The sequence below is a fragment of the Saccharopolyspora sp. NPDC000359 genome, from assembly GCF_040300525.1.
GTDB lineage: Bacteria > Actinomycetota > Actinomycetes > Mycobacteriales > Pseudonocardiaceae > Saccharopolyspora.
In genome coordinates, this window is record NZ_JBEPDU010000001.1 from 94,061 (window position 1) to 111,842 (window position 17,782).

Annotated in this window: 21 protein-coding genes; 12 read left to right on the top strand and 9 right to left on the bottom strand. The window is 70.1% G+C overall.

Going from position 1 to position 17,782, the window contains the following annotated elements; all coding sequences use genetic code 11:
• Positions 1-3 precede the first annotated feature (3 nt).
• The 5 genes from ABT324_RS00475 to ABT324_RS00495 all read right to left on the bottom strand — a co-directional run bounded on the left by ABT324_RS00475 (position 4) and on the right by ABT324_RS00495 (position 1,480).
• Entirely contained in the window at positions 4-183 is a 180-nt protein-coding gene (locus ABT324_RS00475) for a hypothetical protein (protein ID WP_351169202.1), read from the bottom strand.
• The gene (locus tag ABT324_RS00480) at positions 180-617 is read right to left on the bottom strand and encodes a hypothetical protein (protein ID WP_351169205.1); all 438 of its coding nucleotides are present in this window, start codon (positions 615-617) and stop codon (positions 180-182) included. The genes ABT324_RS00475 and ABT324_RS00480 overlap by 4 nt, the downstream gene beginning before the upstream one ends.
• On the bottom strand, positions 614-832 hold the full coding sequence (locus tag ABT324_RS00485) for a hypothetical protein (protein ID WP_351169208.1): 219 nt from the start codon (positions 830-832) through the stop codon (positions 614-616). The genes ABT324_RS00480 and ABT324_RS00485 overlap by 4 nt, the downstream gene beginning before the upstream one ends.
• Positions 833-944: 112 nt before the next feature.
• The gene (locus ABT324_RS00490) at positions 945-1,154 is read right to left on the bottom strand and encodes a MerR family transcriptional regulator (protein WP_351169211.1); all 210 of its coding nucleotides are present in this window, start codon (positions 1,152-1,154) and stop codon (positions 945-947) included.
• Between the two features lie 107 nt (positions 1,155-1,261).
• Positions 1,262-1,480, bottom strand: coding sequence for a helix-turn-helix domain-containing protein (locus tag ABT324_RS00495; RefSeq protein ID WP_351169213.1), 219 nt, complete (start codon positions 1,478-1,480; stop codon positions 1,262-1,264).
• A gap of 206 nt (positions 1,481-1,686) precedes the next feature.
• Between ABT324_RS00495 and ABT324_RS00500 the strand changes: the two genes are divergently transcribed.
• The 8 genes from ABT324_RS00500 to ABT324_RS00535 all read left to right on the top strand — a co-directional run bounded on the left by ABT324_RS00500 (position 1,687) and on the right by ABT324_RS00535 (position 9,440).
• On the top strand, positions 1,687-2,061 hold the full coding sequence (locus tag ABT324_RS00500; RefSeq protein WP_351169216.1) for a hypothetical protein: 375 nt from the start codon (positions 1,687-1,689) through the stop codon (positions 2,059-2,061).
• Positions 2,062-2,167: 106 nt separating this feature from the next.
• Positions 2,168-2,887: a hypothetical protein gene (locus ABT324_RS00505; protein ID WP_351169219.1), complete on the top strand. Its 720-nt coding sequence runs from the start codon at positions 2,168-2,170 to the stop codon at positions 2,885-2,887.
• 163 nt (positions 2,888-3,050) lie between these two features.
• On the top strand, positions 3,051-4,166 hold the full coding sequence (locus tag ABT324_RS00510; RefSeq protein WP_351169222.1) for a tyrosine-type recombinase/integrase: 1,116 nt from the start codon (positions 3,051-3,053) through the stop codon (positions 4,164-4,166).
• Between the two features lie 151 nt (positions 4,167-4,317).
• Positions 4,318-4,920 carry a hypothetical protein gene (locus tag ABT324_RS00515; protein WP_351169225.1) on the top strand — a complete coding sequence of 201 codons (603 nt, stop codon included), beginning with the start codon at positions 4,318-4,320 and terminating at the stop codon, positions 4,918-4,920.
• Positions 4,921-4,994: 74 nt separating this feature from the next.
• Positions 4,995-6,125 carry a CaiB/BaiF CoA transferase family protein gene (locus ABT324_RS00520; protein ID WP_351169227.1) on the top strand — a complete coding sequence of 377 codons (1,131 nt, stop codon included), beginning with the start codon at positions 4,995-4,997 and terminating at the stop codon, positions 6,123-6,125.
• A 126-nt stretch (positions 6,126-6,251) separates the two neighbouring features.
• On the top strand, positions 6,252-7,394 hold the full coding sequence (locus ABT324_RS00525) for an acyl-CoA dehydrogenase family protein (protein ID WP_351169230.1): 1,143 nt from the start codon (positions 6,252-6,254) through the stop codon (positions 7,392-7,394).
• A 60-nt stretch (positions 7,395-7,454) separates the two neighbouring features.
• On the top strand, positions 7,455-8,597 hold the full coding sequence (locus tag ABT324_RS00530) for an alkaline phosphatase family protein (protein ID WP_351169233.1): 1,143 nt from the start codon (positions 7,455-7,457) through the stop codon (positions 8,595-8,597).
• A gap of 3 nt (positions 8,598-8,600) precedes the next feature.
• Positions 8,601-9,440 (top strand): oxygenase MpaB family protein, encoded by an 840-nt coding sequence (locus tag ABT324_RS00535; RefSeq protein ID WP_351169236.1) that lies wholly within the window; start codon positions 8,601-8,603, stop codon positions 9,438-9,440.
• Between the two features lie 206 nt (positions 9,441-9,646).
• Here the strand turns inward: ABT324_RS00535 and ABT324_RS00540 are convergent, their stop codons facing one another.
• From ABT324_RS00540 to ABT324_RS00555, 4 genes are read right to left on the bottom strand one after another with little or no spacing between them, the layout of a single operon-like run.
• Positions 9,647-10,231 carry a hypothetical protein gene (locus ABT324_RS00540; protein ID WP_351169239.1) on the bottom strand — a complete coding sequence of 195 codons (585 nt, stop codon included), beginning with the start codon at positions 10,229-10,231 and terminating at the stop codon, positions 9,647-9,649.
• Positions 10,225-10,998 (bottom strand): hypothetical protein, encoded by a 774-nt coding sequence (locus ABT324_RS00545; RefSeq protein ID WP_351169242.1) that lies wholly within the window; start codon positions 10,996-10,998, stop codon positions 10,225-10,227. Before ABT324_RS00545 ends, ABT324_RS00540 begins: the two co-directional genes overlap by 7 nt.
• Positions 10,999-11,021: 23 nt before the next feature.
• Entirely contained in the window at positions 11,022-12,191 is a 1,170-nt protein-coding gene (locus ABT324_RS00550) for a WXG100 family type VII secretion target (RefSeq protein WP_351169245.1), read from the bottom strand.
• Positions 12,188-12,514 carry a hypothetical protein gene (locus ABT324_RS00555; protein WP_351169248.1) on the bottom strand — a complete coding sequence of 109 codons (327 nt, stop codon included), beginning with the start codon at positions 12,512-12,514 and terminating at the stop codon, positions 12,188-12,190. Before ABT324_RS00555 ends, ABT324_RS00550 begins: the two co-directional genes overlap by 4 nt.
• Before the next feature lie 504 nt (positions 12,515-13,018).
• Between ABT324_RS00555 and ABT324_RS00560 the strand changes: the two genes are divergently transcribed.
• The 4 genes from ABT324_RS00560 to ABT324_RS00575 all read left to right on the top strand — a co-directional run bounded on the left by ABT324_RS00560 (position 13,019) and on the right by ABT324_RS00575 (position 17,687).
• Positions 13,019-14,506, top strand: a complete 1,488-nt coding sequence (locus tag ABT324_RS00560; RefSeq protein WP_351169251.1) for an FAD-linked oxidase C-terminal domain-containing protein — start codon at positions 13,019-13,021, stop codon at positions 14,504-14,506.
• Positions 14,506-15,747, top strand: a complete 1,242-nt coding sequence (locus ABT324_RS00565; protein ID WP_351169254.1) for an FAD-binding oxidoreductase — start codon at positions 14,506-14,508, stop codon at positions 15,745-15,747. Before ABT324_RS00560 ends, ABT324_RS00565 begins: the two co-directional genes overlap by 1 nt.
• Positions 15,747-17,066, top strand: a complete 1,320-nt coding sequence (locus tag ABT324_RS00570) for a (Fe-S)-binding protein (RefSeq protein ID WP_351169257.1) — start codon at positions 15,747-15,749, stop codon at positions 17,064-17,066. Before ABT324_RS00565 ends, ABT324_RS00570 begins: the two co-directional genes overlap by 1 nt.
• Before the next feature lie 150 nt (positions 17,067-17,216).
• Positions 17,217-17,687 (top strand): HIT family protein, encoded by a 471-nt coding sequence (locus ABT324_RS00575; protein WP_351169260.1) that lies wholly within the window; start codon positions 17,217-17,219, stop codon positions 17,685-17,687.
• Positions 17,688-17,782 lie beyond the last annotated feature (95 nt).

Consider the following 17,782-nt stretch of genomic DNA (forward strand, 5'->3'; position numbering starts at 1 on the left):
CAGTCACCTCGGCGAGGTCGGCGGAACCGGGCGGTGGTGGGGGTCGGGGGGCAGCGGGCACGGGCGCAGTCGGAGGTCGACGTGCACCACGTGCCGGGTGGTGTCGACCCAGCGGGCCGGGTGGGCGCACACGGCGCACGGGGTTCCGAGCAGCGGCAGCAGCACCGCAGCGGGGGCGGTCACGCGGTCACCTCCGGCTCGGCGGCGTGCTGGCGGGCCAGCTCGGCGAGGTGGTCGGCGATGTGCGCGGCGTGGCGCGGCATGAGCCCGAGCGGCTGGGCGGGGTCCTCGACGATGTGCGCGAGGAACGCCAGCAGCGCGCCGAGGCTGCGCCCGTACTGCCCGGCGTGGACGGTTTCGGCGTTGCGGCGAGCGATGCGCAGCAGCCCCGCCAGGTCGAGGCGGGCGGCGATCTGCTCCGGGGTCAGATCGAGCGCGGCCTGCTCGGGGCCCGCGGTGCGGTGCGGGCGAAGGGCGTCGACGAGCGCGAGCGTGGCGTGCACCTGCGCCTCGGCGATCTCGGTTTCGGTGGGCGCCAAGTGCCCATGAAGGAAGAGTTCGTCGTCGGCGGGTGACCCGGTGAGCAGCTGCTCGGCCAGCGCACGGTGGTCGGTCACCGGGTCACCTCCGCTGCGAGCTGGTCGGCGATCCGGAGCCGCTGCGCGGCGTGCCGGGTGCAGTAGGCGCGGCGGCCGTAGCCGCGCACCATCCACGCCCCGTCGTTCGGGCACGGGTCCCAGCTGCCGCCGCCGCACGCCAGTCCGGGCAGCGCGAACCAGGAGTCGGGGTGCTGCTCGACCAGCTCGTGGTCGGCACGGGAATCGGTCGTCATGGCACCGGTTTCCGTCGGGATAGGCTGCTGATCAGCCATGAGAGGTTCCTTCTCTCTGGTCAGCGGGTCGCCGCGCTCTTGGCCAGGAGCGGCGGCCCGCGTTGTTGAGGAGTTAGGCGTGGGCGAGTAGCCGCGGACGGGCGGGCGGCTCACCCGCCATCCACCGGTCGGCGTCCTCGCGGCGCACGCGGTAGCAGGCGTGCGGCTTGGGCTGGGCGCCTCGCAGTCCGCCGCGGCCGTTGGTGCGCTGGTACTCGCGCAGCGCGCGCAACACGGTGTCCTTGTGGCGGCGGGTGTAGGCCGCGGTCTCGCGAACGGTCATCCACGGCGAAGAGGTCGCTTCTCCGCCATCGACACGTGGTTTGGTCGGCCGGGGTGGCGGGACTGGGTGCGTCGGCACCGGCCCCTTGGTGGGGTGCGCGTCGCCCCTCATGCCGCGCCGACCTTGGACGAGGCCATGACCTGGTCGATGTCGACACCCAGGTGGTTGGCGATCCGGTACAGGGTCTCGACGGCGGCGGTGTTGGTGCCGGTCTCGATCCCGTACAGGTGCTTGTAGGAGACGCCGACGGCGGCGGCGAAGTCCCTGCGGGTGACACCGCTCTGCTCGCGCAGTGTCCTGATGTTGGTACCTCGGGGGTCAGCCATGAGGACAACATAGGACACTCTGAGGAGATCAAGCAAGAAATTAGAGGACACTGCTGCCTTCATGCTTGAAAATCAGAAGCAACAAGAGGTAAAAAGAAGTCGCAAGAGCCTTCATAGGAGGACAGATGCGGAACCTGACGAGACAGAAGCGCCGCCGACCCCCCTGCCGTGTGGACAGCACTAGACCAATGAGGCATGCTTCGGGCATGCCCGGAAGAGACTGGAAGAGGCTTGCGGACTACGTCACCCGCGCGCGCGTTGACGCCGGATTCCGGGCGCGGCGCAGTTTCGCCGAGCACATCGGCGTGTCGGACAAGACGCTGCAACGGCTGGAGCTGAAGCACGAGCCCGTCAGCCCGACCGTGCAGGCGTCCATCGAACGCGGACTCGACTGGCCCCCTGGCAGCGTCCGGGCCGTGCTCGAAGGCGCCGAACCGATCGAACCGACGTCGCAGTCAGCGTCAGCACCCGTTGATCCAGCAGAGGCAGCTGAGGAGTTCCGCGAGAACCTGCGCCGGGACTTCAACGAGCTCATGGCGCGCGTGGATCAGTTCATCGAGCAGCAGCGCCGCTCCGGCTAGGCTGCTGTCCTTAGGGCGTTCGCTCACGGTCGACCGGGGCTTTTGCAACGATTTGGCGTAGTTGTTCGACTACTTGGCGTAGACCAATACGCCTGAAGGATGTCGAATGACCCAAGCTGATGACCAACGCTGGCTGGTCGAGCTGAAGCAGATGCGCGACCGCATCGACGCGGAGATCTTCCGACTCGAACAGAAGCAACGATCCCGCGACGAGCGCAAGCACAGTTGGCAGCTCATCAAGGGCGGCCTACTCACCGCCGCCGTGCTGACCCTCAGCGGCGCGATCTGGGCTCTGCGGCAGCTGCGGGACCACACCGCGGCACTCGCGGTGACGGCGGCAACGACATCCACAGGCGTGGTGATCGCTGCGGTCGTGCTGGTCCCGGCAACCGAACGCGATGCTCGCGGCGAGCCCACGACCCAACCGCAGGGCACGCAAGTTTTGGTAACGCCGGGACCGCGCGAGACCGAAGTTGTGACGCTCGCGCCGACGTCGGCAACGTTGCCACCAAGCGAACCAGCAGCATCGACGAGCACGCCGACCACATCGAGCGACGAGTCCACGCCACCGTCGGCGCCACTTACGGCAGTCACGACCGCGCCGGACACATCGCAACCGCGAGACCAGCCGAGCGCACCGCCCGTCAGCACGACTGAGCCAAGCCCGACGGAGCGCCCCGACGAGAACGACCAGGCAGAGCGCCCTGACGACAGCAAGCACCACGAGGACGAGCCGCACCGCTGCCTGCGACTGCGTCCGAACCCCGGAATGAACCCTCACGCCTGCCTGTCAGCAGTGGGCGGAGTACTGCACGCAACAACCTAAGGGAGGCGATATGGCCTGGGCTGACCCGCTACCTGGCGGGGGATACCGCGGCGGCTACCGCGACTCGTCCGGGAAGAAGCAGTACGTGAAAGACCTCGCAACCGGACGAACCCGGAAGTTCTCGCGGAAGCGAGACGCACGAGAGGCCGCGACCGAGGAGGAGGTGAAAGCCAGCCGCAAGGCGGCCATCGTCGAGGGGAAGGAGTCGGCGCGGGTCCCTTGGGGCACGTTCTGGGAGAGCATCTCCGAGGGGCGGGCCGAGCGACCGACGGAAACCCCCGGGATCGAACAGTCCATCGCCAAGCTCTACCTCTTGCCGAAGTGGAGGGAAGTCCCACTCAACAAGATCATCACGAAAGGCAGTGCGGAGCACGGTGTCCAGGAGTGGGTGACCGAGCTCGAAAATGGCCGAGTCGATGGCTGGAAGCTCGAACGGCCGCCGTCGCCGAGTTACGTGCGCCGGATCTACCGGGTGTTTCAGGCATCGATGACGGTTGCGAAGGACACCGGAATCCTCACGGTGTCACCGTGTGTCGGGATTGAACTCCCGAAGATCTCGAAACGGGCTAAGCCGTACCTCGCGCAGGAAGGCGCAGACCAGCTCCGAGGCTATCTCCGCGAGGACTACCAGGACGCGGTCGACTTCGGATACGAGACCGGTCTGCGCCCCGGGGAACTCTGCGGCTTGCACATTTGCAGCACCGATCGCAAACGGGGCTGGATCTTGGTTCGCGAGGTCTTGGTTCAACGTCGCGGCATCATCCGGCCGTTCCCGAAGGACGACGATGTTCGCTTGGTCCCCTGCACGCCGAAGGCGCTTGCGATCTTGGATCGTCGGATCGCCGATCGCGATCTGACGCAAGGATGCGGGCTTGAGCACTCCGACGGTTCCACGTGCACAAGCCCCCTCGTGTTCATCACCAAGCGCGGGAGGCCGATGAGGCCAGGCGGCATCGGTCCCGCCATGCGGCTAGCGGCGAAAAAGGCCAAGATCACTCCTGTCTCGATGTACGCGGTACGCCGTGGCTTCGCCACGCGTGCTGCTGAGGGCGGCCTGGATGCGTTCGCACTCGCAGATCTTCTGGGCCATGCAGATGTTCGGCAGACCAGGGAGTACGTGCAGCAGACCTCGACCGCCCGAGCGCGCTTGATCGCGGCGCTGAACGGCGGGCCCCAGCTGTCCGTGCTCCCTGGGGCGGATGGGGCAGGTTCTGGGGCAGACCGCAGCCAACAGCCGCCTTCAACAGCCGTCGATGAACGTGCGCAAGATGCGGGCTGACCTGCATGATCACCGTGAATCGCCTTGATCTAACTTGATCTCTCGGAAACCGGAAACCCGCAGGTCACGGCATCTAGGTAACACCAACGCTGTCGCATTGGAGGTGGTGGGAGCTTGACTTCGACGTAGATGGAGGTTCCGGGGTGGTGTCATGACTGATCACGAGCCCCGGATGCGGCCGGTCCGGGTCGCCACCCACCACGACGACGCGCAGGTCCGGATCGACAGCTGGTGGTTGTTGCCCACGGCGGAAGCAGCCGAGGTGGCAGCTCGCCGCGCCTTGGAGGTGATGCCGCGGACTGACGGTCTGCTCCGGTTCTCGGTGCTTCGCGCACAGGGAGCTCCCGGGTTGTTCCTCCAATCGCTGTGGGCCACCGCTGCTGCGCGCGAGCACTACGTCCAACAGGTCGCGGTCGTCCCGATGGCTGCGGTCAACGAGCACGCTCCCGGCATCCAGCGGGACCGGGCGCTGACCGAAGTCGTCGCCGGGATCGTGCACTCCGGTGCGGACGCCGAGAAGTGGGTGACACGGCGCAGTCCCGTCGACGGGGGTGCTCAGGCAGCGGTGGACCGGGAGGTTGCCCGGCTGCGGGGCCAGGACGCGCCTGGTCTGGTCCGCGCTTCGATGGGGCTTGCTCGCGGTGAGCGCGGCGAACCGGTCGAGGTCGTCGTCATCGAGGAGCGGAACGGGCCGACCGGGGACGTGCTCGCCTACGAACCGGTCGGTGCCCTCGCGTCCGCCCGCGACGCTTGACGTCTGTTACACCAGCTATGTAACACTAACTGCGTCGCGTGTGTTGCGTGACACAGTCCGTGGAGAGGTGTGGCGTGACGCGAACAGGTGGACCGCTGGCCGGGGTCAAGGTCGTGGAGCTGGCCGGGCTCGGTCCAGCGCCCTTCTGCGCGATGCTGCTGGCCGACCTGGGCGCCGACGTGGTGCGGGTGGACCGGCCGACGGCATCCGGCGGAGAAGGGGATCTGCTCAACCGCGGCAAGCGCTCCGTGCAGGTCGACCTCAAGCACGAGCGCGGCGCGGAAGCCGTCCTCGCCCTGGTCGCGCAGGCCGACGTGCTGCTGGAAGGGCTGCGCCCGGGCGTCACCGAGCGGTTGGGGGTGGGACCAGAGCAGTGTTGGGCGGTCAACTCCAAGCTCGTCTACGGGCGGATGACCGGGTGGGGCCAGCAGGGACCGCTGGCGCCGACCGCGGGCCACGACATCGACTACATCGCGCTCACCGGCATGCTGCACGCGATCGGCCGCCAGGGCGGCCCGCCGCAGGTCCCGGCGAACCTGCTCGGCGACTTCGGCGGCGGCGCGATGTACCTGGCCGTCGGGGTGCTGGCGGCGCTGCTCGAGGCGCGCACCAGCGGTCGCGGGCAGGTCGTCGACGCGGCCATCGTGGACGGTGCCGCGCACCTCGGCGCGATGCTGTTCGGGTTCCTGGGCACCGGTGGGTGGAAGACCGAGCGCGGCACGAACCTGCTCGACACCGGGGCCCCCTACTACGACGTCTACGAAACGGCCGACGGCGAGCACGTCTCCGTCGGCGCGCTGGAGCCGCAGTTCTACGCCGAACTGGTGGAGCGGTTGGGCCTGGCCGGTGCGGTGCCGGACCGCGACGACCCGGCGAACTGGCCGCGGCTGCGGGAAATCTTCGCCGAGACCTTCCGGCAGCGCACCCGCCAGGAGTGGACCGAGGTGTTCGACGGGTCCGACGCCTGCGTGGCCCCGGTGCTGTCCATGACCGAAGCTGAGGCGCACCCGCACATGTCGGCCCGCGAAACCCTGGTGCGCCGCGACGGCGTGCTGCAACCGGCTCCGGCACCCCGATTCAGCCGCACCCCCAACCCCGAGCCGGGACCGGTGGCGGTGCCCGGCTCGCACACCGGGGACGTGGCGCGGGACTGGGCGGTCCCGCACGACCTGCTCGACTCGGGCGCCTTCGGCCCGAAGCGCTGACCTGCGCGAACGGCGGGGCGGTGACAGGAAGGTTCCCATGCTCACCGCCGGCCGCGCGGCGGGCACGGTGACAGGAAGGTTCCCTTCCTCGCATGACCAGCACGGATCGAATGGAGGCGTGAGCCGATGCGCAGGGAGTTGTTCGAGCCCGAGCACGAGGCGTTCCGGGAGGCGGTGCGCACGTTCGTGAACAAGGAGCTCGTGCCGCACGTCGAGGAGTGGGAAGCCGCCGGGGTGGTCAGCCGGGAGGCCTGGTTGGCGGCCGGTGCGCAGGGGCTGCTCGGCTTCGCCGTCGACGAGCGCCACGGCGGCGGGGGAGTCGACGACTTCCGGTTCAACGTCGTCTTCGACGAGGAGCTGGTCGCCGCGGGCATCTCCGGGTTCGGCTCCCCGCTGCACAACGACATCATCGCGCCCTACCTGGTGGCGCTGGCCACCGAGGAGCAGAAGCAGCGCTGGCTGCCGGGCTTCTGCTCGGGCGAGATCATCACCGCGATCGCCATGACCGAGCCGGGCGCGGGCAGCGACCTGCAGGGCATCCGCACCACCGCGGTCCGCGACGGCGACGACTTCATCCTCAACGGGCAGAAGACTTTCATCAGCAACGGCATCCTCGCCGACCTGGTGATCGTGGTGGCCCGCACCGACCCCGACGCCGGGCACGAGGGCATCAGCCTGCTGGTGGTGGAGCGCGGCATGCCCGGCTTCGAGCGCGGCCGCAACCTGGACAAGATCGGCCAGAAGTCGCAGGACACCGCCGAGCTGTTCTTCAACGACGTGCGGGTGCCCGCCAGCAACCTGCTCGGCGAGGAGGGCAAGGGCTTCATCTACCTGATGCAGAACCTGCCGCAGGAGCGGCTGTCGATCGCGGTCGCCGCGGCGGCCACCGCGGAGAAGGTCCTCGGCACCACCAAGGAGTACTGCAAGGACCGCACCGCCTTCGGCCGCCCCATCGGCAAGTTCCAGCACATCCGCTTCGAGCTGGCGGAGATGGCCACCGAGGTCGAGATCGGCCGGGTGTTCACCGACCGCTGCGTGCAGGACCACGTCCGCGGCGAGCTCGACGTCGAGCACGCCGCGATGGCGAAGTGGTGGCTCAGCGAGCTGAACAAGCGCGTGGTGGACCGCTGCCTGCAGCTGCACGGCGGCTACGGCTACATGACCGAGTACCCGGTGGCCAAGGCGTTCCTGGACTCGCGCATCCAGACCATTTACGGCGGCACGACCGAGATCATGAAGGAGATCATCGGCCGTTCCATGGGGTTCTGAGGACCGCGGGTGCGCCTCCGGGTCTAGCCGCGGGCGCACTGGCGTGGGAAGTTCGGTGCCATGGACTGGATCGTCGCTCCCGACGGGAACGGGCGAGCGCTGCCCGACGTCCTGCCGTCGCTGCTGGGGTCGATGGGGCTGTCGGGGTTCACCGACACCCTCGGGCTCCCGGAGTGCCGGACGACGGCGGTGCTGCTGGTCGACGGGCTCGGCCACGACCTGCTGCGCGACCACGCCGCGGACGCGCCGTTCCTGGCGGACCTGCTGACCAGGGCGCCGCTGACGGCCGGGTTCCCGACCACCACGGTCACCAGCATCACCTCGCTGGGCACCGGTCGGTGTGCCGGGGAGCACGGGCTCGTCGGCTACACCTTCGCCGAACCGTCCGGTGGCCTGCTGCACCCGCTGAGCTGGTCATCGCGCAGTGACCGCCGCAGCCTCCTGGAGAGCTGGCCGCCCGAGCAGGTGCAGCCGACGGCGACGGTGCTGGAGCGGGCTGCGGCGGCCGGGGTCACCGTGCGGACCGCGGTGCCCGCCGAGTTCGAAGGCAGCGGCCTGACCCGAGCCGCCCTGCGCGGTGCGGAGTTCCGCGGGCAGCGCGCGCTGGGCGACCTGGCCGCCGAGCTGCTGGCGGCGCTCAACGCGGACGGACCCGGGCTCTGCTACGGCTACCACGGTCACCTCGACTGGCTCGGTCACGTGCACGGACCTGGTTCGCTGCCGTGGCGGTACCAGCTGGCCCAAGTCGACCGGCTGGTGATGACGCTGGCCGAGCGGCTGCCACCGGGCGCGGTGCTGGCGGTGATCGCCGACCACGGCATGGTCGAGGTCGACCCCGCCACCGCGCTCGACGCCGACACCGATCCCGCGCTGCGCAACGGGGTCCGGCTGCTGGGTGGGGAGGCCAGGGCCCGGCACGTCTACGTCGAACCCGGCGCGCTCGATGACGTGCTCGCCGCGTGGCGGGAGCGGATCGGCGAGCACGGGCTGGTGCTGACCGGCGAGCAGGCGATCGACGAGGGCTGGTTCGGGCCGGTGGTGGCCGACCCGGTGCGCCCCCGCATCGGGGACGTGCTGGCGATCATGCGCTCCTCCGAGGTGGTCCGGTCGGTGGCCGAACCGGGGGAGGCCGCGCTGCTCGGCCAGCACGGTTCGCTGACCGCCGCCGAACAGCTGGTCCCGCTGCTGGTGCTGGGCGGTTGACCGATGGGCGACGAGGGGCTGTTCGGACCGCGGACCGTGACCTGGCACCTGCACGCCGACCCGGCGATGTGGATCGCCGGGATCTGCAGCCTCCACCTGCAAGCGCTGCACCCGCGGGCGGTGGCCGCGGTGGTGCAGAACTCGCGGTTCCAGGACGACCCGCTCGGCCGCCTGCAGCGCACCGGTGACTTCGTCGCCACCACCACCTACGGCACGACCGGCGAAGCCGCCAAGGCGGCGGCCCGGGTGCGCGGCGTGCACCGCAGGCTGCGGGGAACCGACCCGAGAACCGGTGCCGAGATCCGGCTCGACGAGCCCGAGCTGCTGCTGTGGGTGCACTGCGCCGAGGTCACGTCCTTCGCCGGGGTCGTGCGCCGCGCCGGGTTCCCGATGAGCCTCGCCCAGCTGGACCAGTACTTCGACGAACAGCGCCGGTCCGCGGAACTGGTCGGGCTGGACCCGGCGGGGGTACCCGGGTCGAGCCGGGACATGGCGGCCTACTTCGCGCGGGTGCGCCCGCAGCTGCGCCGCACCGACGAATCCGACCTGATCTACCGGTTCCTGCACCGCCCGCTGTCACCGTGGTGGGCGCTCCCGGTGAACCTCGCTTACCTGCCGCTGGGCCACCTGGCGTACTCGGTGCTCCCGGTGTGGGCGCGCCGCATCCACGGCCGCCCGGCGTACCCCCCACCGGTTGTCGCGGCCGGACTGCGCGGCTTCCGCGCGGCGGGACTGGCAGTCCCGGACCAGCTGCGCTTCCGCTACCCGGGCGACCACGTCCAGCGCGCCCTGGACCGGCTCGGCGCAGCGGCAGCGCCCACCAGCGGAGGGCCCCGCCCGTGACGTGAGCATGGGAACCTTCCTGTCACCTGGCGCGCGAGCATGGGAACCTTCCTGTCACGCCAGGCGCGTGAAAGTGCGGCACGGGGTCTTCCCGTCAGCTACGGGCGTGCAGTGGAGGAAGGGAACCTTCCTGTCATCCACCGGCGGGCGAGGTGGAGCATGGGAACCTTCCTGTCACCCGCGCCCCGTTCCCGCCCGGCGGGCGGTCACTGGCGGAGCAGCAGGTTGGAGCCGTCGGCGAAGTCGATCGAGACGAACGGGCAACCGGCGATCGTCCGGCCCAGCAGCACGTCGCGGATCCCGGCCACCGCGTTCGGCGGCTGCTGCCACCACGTGATCAGCGACGTGTTCAGCCCGGGCAGCGGTGCCGGCGGTGGGACCTGGTGCGGCGGCAGGTCGACGAAGCGGGCCGGGATGACCACCGCGAAGCGCTGGTCGGTGGCGACCAGCCAGGCGTAACCGTTGCCCGCGGCCAGCACGTCGGCGACCTGGACGGCGAGGCGACCGCCGTCGGCCGCGGTTGCCCAGCCGCGGATTCCCCAGTCGTGCACCCACTCGTCGCCCACGTGGCCACCACGCGTGGTGAGCTCGGACGGCTTCGCGTACGTCTCCGGTACTTCCTGGGTGCACTTCGGCACCGGGTTGACCGGCGTGTGCGGAACGCTGGTCCGACCTGCCACGGTGGATGCCAGGTACCCCGGTCGGCGCTCGAAGATCCGGTGGAACGACTCGCCGCGCTGCAGCCAGCCGTGCTCGGCCACCTTCACCACGTCAGCCGGGCGGGCTACCAAGTCGATCCTCCGAGTGCGTCGCGGGCGAGTTGGAGAGCGCGGTTCGGGTCGGCCTTCGCCGGGAGCTGGAGATCGAGCCGGGACTGGTCCGCGAAGGTGATCTGCAGGTAGTTCCCGCTGCGGTCGTCCTTGTCGTAGCCCGGCCGCCGGAACTTGCGCTCACCGACGGCGTAGTCGACGACCTGGTCCACGTCGATGCAGGCCTTCTCCACGACCTCGGGGGTCTGGATCCTCTCCCCGTGCTCGAAGAACCGCCCCTTGCTGTTGATCGTGCTGTGCATGGCCCCCGCGAAGTCGTCGGCGAACCTGCCGACCGGGCCGGTCACCTGCATGACCTTGCCCATGCCCTTGTCGAGCCAGTCGAGGGCGCCGTCCGGGAACTCGGCGATCTCCAGCAACGCCAGCCGGGTTGGGGTCGCCACCAGGATGCCCGGCTTCTCACCGGGTGCCTTGTCGCCGGAGGTGCCGCTCATCCGCACGGCCAGGGAGTCGGCGTCGCGCGCTGAGACGATGGCCGACGGGGCGTTCCGGTCATCGGCCTGCTCGTCGACCGAGTTGAAGACGGCGGAGACCCGCATCGACAGCGCACCGGCCTGGAACAGCGCCCGGGCCGCCAAGCCGCGCTTGCGCTTGCCGTGCTCGTCCAGACCGGCCACCTCGAACAGCGGGATGTGGAACGGATCCGGGAAGGCCCAGGTGATGGGTTCTCCCGGCTCGCACCACCAGGACCTGGCGCTCAGGACCAGGTGCTCCAAGTCGTAGGTCATCCGCTACCCCGTCCGCGTCGCGGTTATGAGAAGCCCTTCTCCTGCGCGGCCTTGCTCTCCTCGGGAGTGAGCTCGCCGCTGATCCGCTGGTCCGCCTCGTCGTACATCGCCTTGGGGATCTCCTTGATGGCCTGACCCGTGACTGTATCGCCCACGGCGTTGACCCCGGCACCGACGAGGCTGGAGGAGCCGCCGAGGACGCCACCGATCGCCTTGCCCGCGAGGTTGGCGGCCAGCGCCTCCTCGCCGGTCTTGTGCAGCCCCCGGCCCTTCATGAAGACGTTGCTGGTCTTGGAGGTGGCGAACTCGCGCAGCACCTCACCCGTCTCGGGGTCCTTCACCTTCTCGATCTTGCCCTTGGAGACCTGCTTGGCGAGCAGGCGGCCGAGCTTGCCGGTCTCGCGGATCCGGTTGAGCAGCTCTTCGAGCTTCTTCAACCACTTGTAGAGCTGGGCCTGGATCTTCGCGACCTGCGCGGCGATCCGGCCACCGGTGATGCCGACCGAGGCGGTGGTCGTGGCCCCGGCGGCCCCGACCGAGGCCCCCGCGGTGATCCACGACGCGGCGAGCGCGGCCAGCCACTGGATGATCAGGCTGAGGATCAGCTCGGTGAGCAGGTCGATGACGAACTGGACGAACATGTCGAACATGTCCGCGATGCCGTCGAGGGTCTCCTTGAGCCCGCGAACGTCCTCGGCCAGCGCCTTGGTGCCCTCGCCGAACTCGGTCATCTGCTTGCGGAAGGCGTCGCCGTCCTGGCCGACCCAGGTCTCGGCGGTGGCTTCGGCCCGCTTGGGCTCCTGCTCGGCGACCTGGTCGAGCCACTGCGCGACCTGCTCCCAGCCCTTGCCGGTGGCGCGCATCTGCTCCGGGTCGCCGATGGCCTGCTCGGCGATCTCGATCAGCGGCGTCATCACGATCGACACCAGGAAGCCGAGGCCGTTGTCCAGCAGCGCCTGGCCGGGGTTCTGCAGCAGCTCCATCTGCTCCTGGCGCGCCGAGATGACCGCGGAGGTCCACTCGGGGGCGGCGGAACCGTCCGCGAGGTTGCCGCCGTTGGTGTTCACCGCCGCGTCCCGCAGGCCGTAGGCGGCGTTGGCCGCCGACGAGCCGCGCGTCAGGGTCTGCTCAGCCCAGTTCTTGCGGGTGGCGTCGCCCTGGTTCAGTTCCTCGAAGGTTCCCGGCCCGCTCATCCCGCAAGTCCTTCCCCGGCCTTGTTCAGCAATTCGATGATCTGCTGCTCGGTCTCGTCGTAGTCCTTGACGGTGTCGTCGAGCGCCTGCTTGGTGTCGGTGAGGAACTGCTGGGCCTTCTGCGCCATCTCCTGGCAGCCCTGCAGCGTCTCGAAGTACTTGTCGCTGATGCCCACGGCGTTGCCGATCGGGCCGAAGCACTGGTCGTCGGTTCGAGCCTGCTCCAGCAGCTGGGCCAGTTGCCCGAATTTGTCGGCCAAGCTCTCCGAGCCGCTGCCGTGCCCCGACAACGTGCCGGGCGTCATCTTCAGCTCGCCACCCACGGTGCCCCCTCAGTGAGAACGTCTGATCGCCGAGTCCTGTCGGCTTCGACGTTGTTCGGGCGGTGCCGGTTCCGGTCAATCCCGCGGAGTCCTGCCGTCCCGGGACAGGTCGCCGCGAAATGATGTCCGAAACAGCCTACCTGCGGATTCGGCGACATCAAGGGACTTTTCCGTCATCGGCACCGCGGTGGTGCGCAGGATGGCCTTCCGGCTGTGCTCGGCAGTCGGGGAGCGCGAGCATGGGAACCTTCCTGTCATCCGCACTCCCCGAACCTGGCGGGCAAAGGGGACTTTCCTGGCATTTCCGCTCAACCGGGTGCGAGCATGGGAACCTTCCTGTCATCGAGGCGCCCGCTGGGCGGGTTCCGCGCGTCCGTCCGGGGCACAATCAAAACGAGCGGGCAATCTTGTCCACCTCTTGTATCTATGTTGTGAACAACATAAGGTTTCGCCTTGAACGGAACGAGTTTTCCGCCAAGCGGAATGCCTCCGGGAGGCTGAGCAATGCAGTCGACCAGCATCGAGCCCGAGCAGCGCGCGCTCGACCAGGTGGTGCGGGAGTTCCGCGCCGCGCTGCCGCCGAACTCGGTGATCACCGATCCGCAGCGGCTGCGCACCTACGAGTGCGACGGGCTGGCCAGCTACCGGGTAGTCCCGGCCGTCGTGGTGCTGCCCGAGACCGCCGAGCAGGTCCGCGTGATCGTCCGGGCCTGCGCCGAGCACGGCGTTCCGTTCGTGGCGCGCGGGTCCGGCACCGGCCTGTCCGGCGGGGCGCTGCCGCACTCCTCCGGCGTGCTGGTGGTGACCTCGAAGATGCGGCGGATCCTGGAGGTCGACCTGGCCAACGAGCGCGCCGTGGTGGAGCCCGGCGTGATCAACCTCGACGTCACCAGGGCCGTCGCCGACCAGGGCTACTACTTCGCGCCGGACCCCTCCAGCCAGCAGGTCTGCTCGGTCGGCGGCAACGTCGCGGAGAACTCCGGCGGCGCGCACTGCCTGAAGTACGGGTTCACCACCAACCACATCCTCGGGCTCGAGGTGGTCACGCCCGACGGTGACGTGGTCGAGCTCGGCGGCCCGGCGCGCGAAGCGCCCGGTTACGACCTGCTCGGCGCGTTCATCGGCAGCGAGGGCACCCTCGGCGTCGTCACCAAGATCACCGTGCGGCTGCTGCGCAGGCCCGAGTCGGTGCAGACGCTGCTCGCCGGGTTCCCGTCGACCGACGAGGCGGGCGCGGCGGTTTCAGCGATCATCGCCGACGGCGTCACCCCGGCCGCGATCGAAATGATGGACGCGCTGGCCATCGAAGCCGCCGAGCAGGCCGTCCAGTGCGGCTACCCGGAAGGCGCGGGCGCGGTGCTGGTCGTCGAACTGGACGGCCCGGCGGCCGAGGTCGAGCACACCTTCGCCGAGGTGGAGCGGCACTGCGGCGCGCACGGCGCGTTCGAGATCCGGGTCGCCGCCGACGACCACGAGCGGGCGATGATCTGGAAGGGCCGCAAGTCCGCCTTCGCCGCCGTCGGCCGCATCAGCCCCGACTACATCGTGCAGGACGGCGTTATCCCCCGGACCGCGCTGCCAGAGGTCCTCGGACGCATCTCCCGATTGTCGGCCGAATCCGGGGTGCGGGTCGCCAACGTCTTCCATGCCGGTGACGGCAACCTGCACCCGCTGGTGCTCTTCGACGACTCCGAGCCCGGCGCCAACGAGCGGGCTGAGCAGGTCTCCGGCGCGATCCTCGACCTGTGCATCGAGCACGGCGGGTCGATCACCGGGGAGCACGGTGTCGGCGCGGACAAGGTCAAGTACATGGGCCGGATGTTCACCGCCGACGACCTGGACACCATGCAGCGCGTGCGCTGCGCCTTCGACCCGGCCGGGATCTGCAACCCGGGCAAGGTCTTCCCCACGCCGAGGCTGTGCGGCGAGGTCCCCGGGCCGCGGCGCGGCGTGCACCCACTGACCGAAGCGGGATTGGCGGAGCAGTTCTGATGCCCACGACGACCGAGGAAGCACTGGCCGCCGCGCTGGGCGCGGAGAACGTGCGGGAAGCCGACGAGTCCGACGCGGTGGGCGGCGTCCGTCCACAGTGGGTGGCCAGGGTGGACGGCACCGAGAGCGCCGCGACGGCGATGAAGGTCGCCGCCGAGCACGGGCTGCGGGTGGTGCCCAAGGGGTCCGGCAGCAAGCTCGACTGGGGTGCCGCGCCGACCGCGGTCGACCTGCTGCTCGACGTCTCCGCAGCCACCGGGATCGTCGAGCACGCGGCCGGTGACCTCGTCGTGCACGCCCTGGCGGGCACCCCGATCACCGAGGTCAACGACACCGTGCGCGCGGCCGGTCAACAGCTCGCGATCGACCAGCCGCCGCCGACCGCGACCGTGGGCGGCGTGGTCGCCACCGGCACATCCGGTCCGTGCCGCCACCTCTTCGGCGGGGTGCGCGACCTGCTCATCGGCATCACGGTGGTGCGCGCTGACGGCACCGTGACCACCGCGGGCGGCAAGGTCGTCAAGAACGTCGCCGGATACGACCTCGGCAAGCTCTACACCGGATCCTTCGGCACCCTAGGCGTGATCACCGAAGCGGTGTTCCGCCTCCACCCGGTCGCCGCCGAGCACCGCTGGATCGCGGTCACCACCACCGACCCGTCGACCGCCGGTGACCTGGCCGACGCGATCCGGCACTCGCAGGCAGTGCCCACCGCGATCGAGCTGGACCGCGCCGAACCCGGCGGGCCGATCACGGTCTGCGCGCAGCTGGAGGGCCGCCCGGCAGCGACCCACGACCGCGCCTCGGAGCTGGCCGCCACGCTCGGGCGCGAGGCGGAAGTCCTGGAACAGGCACCGGCGTGGTGGGGGCGGTACCCGTTCGAACCAGCCGGGACCGGCCTGCGCGTGGCCGCCGAACCCGCGAAGCTGCCGTACCTGCTGACCGCAGTTCGCGAAGCGGCTGACGGGCTTGCGGTGTCCATCCGCGGCGCAGCCGGACTCGGCGTGCTGCACGCGGGCCTGCCCGGCGACAGCGCCCCTGGCGCAGTCGCCGAGTTCGTCACCGCGCTGCGTGCCCGCTGCGAGTACGCGGTGGTGGAACGTGCGCCGCGCGCCGTCCTCGCCGAGATCGACCCGTGGGGGCCGGTCGCGCCGGGACTGCTCACCCTGATGCGCCGCACCAAGGACCAGTTCGACCCGGACCACCGGCTCGCCCCGGGCCGGTTCGTGGGAGGAATCTGATGACCGAGACCCCGTCCCGCCCGGGGGCCTTCGACGCCCACCACCCGCCGCAGCGCGAACTCGTCGACGACTGCGTGCACTGCGGGTTCTGCCTGCCGACCTGCCCCACCTACGACCTGTGGGGCGAGGAGATGGACTCGCCACGCGGGCGCATCTACCTGATGAAGGAAGGCCTGGAAGGCGAGCCCATGACCGACACCATGGTCGGGCACTTTGACGCCTGCCTGGGCTGCATGGCCTGCGTGACCGCCTGCCCGTCCGGCGTGCAGTACGGGACGCTGATCACCGAGACACGTGCCCAGGTGGAGCGGAACCACCAGCGCAGCCGCTGGGAACGCTTCATGCGCACCGCGATCTTCACCCTCTTCCCGTACCCGCGGCGGCTCACCGCGCTGCGCGGGCCGCTGGCGCTCTACCAGCGGCTCGGGCTCGGCAAACTGGTCAAGAAGACCGGGCTGCTGGCGAAGCTGCCCGAAGGCCTGCAGACGATGGAGTCCCTGGCGCCGCCGATCAAGCGGGCACCCAAGCTCGGCCAGCGCGTCCCGGCGCGGGGCAGGCGGCGCGCCACCATCGGCATGATCACCGGCTGCGTGCAGAGCGCGTTCTTCCCCGACGTCAACGCCGCGACCGCCCGCATCCTCTCCGCCGAGGGCTGCGACGTCGTGATCCCCCCGTCGCAGGGCTGCTGCGGCGCGCTCAGCGAGCACTCCGGCCGGGAAGCCGAAGCCGTGGAGTTCGCACGCAACCTCCTGGACGTGTTCGAGCAGTCCAGTGTGGACTACGTGGTCATCAACTCGGCGGGCTGCGGCTCGACGCTGAAGGAGTACCCGCGGCTGCTGCAGGACGACCCCGAGTACGCGGCGAAGGCCGAGGAGTTCTCATCGCGGGTCCGCGACATCGCCGAACTGCTGGTCGAACTCGGCCCGGTCGCCGAACGCCACCCGCTCCCCGTGGAGGTCGCCTACCACGACGCCTGCCACCTCGCGCACGGCCAGGGCATCCGCTCGCAACCGCGAGAACTGCTGCGCGCGATCCCGGGCCTGGAGGTCCGCGAGATCAGCCGCGGTGAACTGTGCTGCGGCTCAGCAGGCGTCTACAACCTGCTCCAACCGGAACCGGCGCGAGAACTCGGCGACCGCAAGGCGGACAACGTCCTGGCCACCGGAGCGCGCCTGCTGGTCACGGCCAACCCCGGCTGCTCGATGCAGATCCGCACCGCGCTGGAACGCCGCGGCGAGCACATGGCGATGGCGCACACGGTCCAGGTCCTGGATGCCTCGATCCGCGGCCTCGGCGTGGAGGCCCTGCTACGCGACTGACCCACCACCAGGGGCGGGGCCGGTCCGCCGGCCTCGCCTCCGGCATGCGCGCCGACGTGAGCATGGGAACCTTCCTGTCATCCGGGTGCGAGCATGGGAACCTTCCTGTCAGCGCAACCGAGAGCTGGTTCGGACGACGAGGAGCGACCCTTGACCGACCCGGAGGGGCAGTCCGGCTGCCTGGCCTGCGACCTCACCTCCGGCGCGGCGCACCTCCCGGGTGGGCGAGTGCACGAGACCCGGTCCTGGGTGGTGGAGCACTGCATCGGCCCGCTCGGGATCGGAACGCTGGTGGTCAAGCCGTTCCGCCACGTCCTGCACATCGCGGACCTGTCCGCGGGGGAGAGCGCCGAACTAGGGCCGCTCCTGCAGCGGGTGACCGCGGCGGTTGACGAGGTCATGCGCCCCGAGCAGGTCTACGCGTGCCTGTGGTCGCACTCGGGCGGTGTGCCGGGGCACATCCACTTCGTCGTGCAGCCCGCCACCCGTGAGCTGATGGACCACTTCAGTACCTACGGCCCGGCGCTGCAGGTGGCGATGTTCGCCGAAGGCGAGCTGCCGGGCGAAGCAGCAGTGGCGGCGACCTGCGACCCGTACCGAGCGGTCTTGGGCGCCTGCTGATATGTCAGAAAGGTTCCCATGCCCTCGGAGCGCGCGCCGACCGCCCGGTGGGTCCGGATCGCGGTGCCCGCCGCCAGCCTCGGCCCCGATCTACT

Excerpts from the sequence above, each read along its gene's own strand:
- ABT324_RS00485 (WP_351169208.1), bottom strand. The coding sequence starts at position 832 with ATGACGACCGATTCCCGTGCCGACCACGAGCTGGTCGAGCAGCACCCC.
- ABT324_RS00490 (WP_351169211.1), bottom strand. The coding sequence starts at position 1,154 with ATGACCGTTCGCGAGACCGCGGCCTACACCCGCCGCCACAAGGACACC.
- ABT324_RS00495 (WP_351169213.1), bottom strand. The coding sequence starts at position 1,480 with ATGGCTGACCCCCGAGGTACCAACATCAGGACACTGCGCGAGCAGAGC.
- ABT324_RS00500 (WP_351169216.1), top strand. The coding sequence starts at position 1,687 with ATGCCCGGAAGAGACTGGAAGAGGCTTGCGGACTACGTCACCCGCGCG.
- ABT324_RS00505 (WP_351169219.1), top strand. The coding sequence starts at position 2,168 with ATGACCCAAGCTGATGACCAACGCTGGCTGGTCGAGCTGAAGCAGATG.
- ABT324_RS00515 (WP_351169225.1), top strand. The coding sequence starts at position 4,318 with ATGACTGATCACGAGCCCCGGATGCGGCCGGTCCGGGTCGCCACCCAC.
- ABT324_RS00525 (WP_351169230.1), top strand. The coding sequence starts at position 6,252 with ATGCGCAGGGAGTTGTTCGAGCCCGAGCACGAGGCGTTCCGGGAGGCG.
- ABT324_RS00530 (WP_351169233.1), top strand. The coding sequence starts at position 7,455 with ATGGACTGGATCGTCGCTCCCGACGGGAACGGGCGAGCGCTGCCCGAC.
- ABT324_RS00535 (WP_351169236.1), top strand. The coding sequence starts at position 8,601 with ATGGGCGACGAGGGGCTGTTCGGACCGCGGACCGTGACCTGGCACCTG.
- ABT324_RS00545 (WP_351169242.1), bottom strand. The coding sequence starts at position 10,998 with ATGACCTACGACTTGGAGCACCTGGTCCTGAGCGCCAGGTCCTGGTGG.
- ABT324_RS00550 (WP_351169245.1), bottom strand. The coding sequence starts at position 12,191 with ATGAGCGGGCCGGGAACCTTCGAGGAACTGAACCAGGGCGACGCCACC.
- ABT324_RS00560 (WP_351169251.1), top strand. The coding sequence starts at position 13,019 with ATGCAGTCGACCAGCATCGAGCCCGAGCAGCGCGCGCTCGACCAGGTG.
- ABT324_RS00565 (WP_351169254.1), top strand. The coding sequence starts at position 14,506 with ATGCCCACGACGACCGAGGAAGCACTGGCCGCCGCGCTGGGCGCGGAG.
- ABT324_RS00570 (WP_351169257.1), top strand. The coding sequence starts at position 15,747 with ATGACCGAGACCCCGTCCCGCCCGGGGGCCTTCGACGCCCACCACCCG.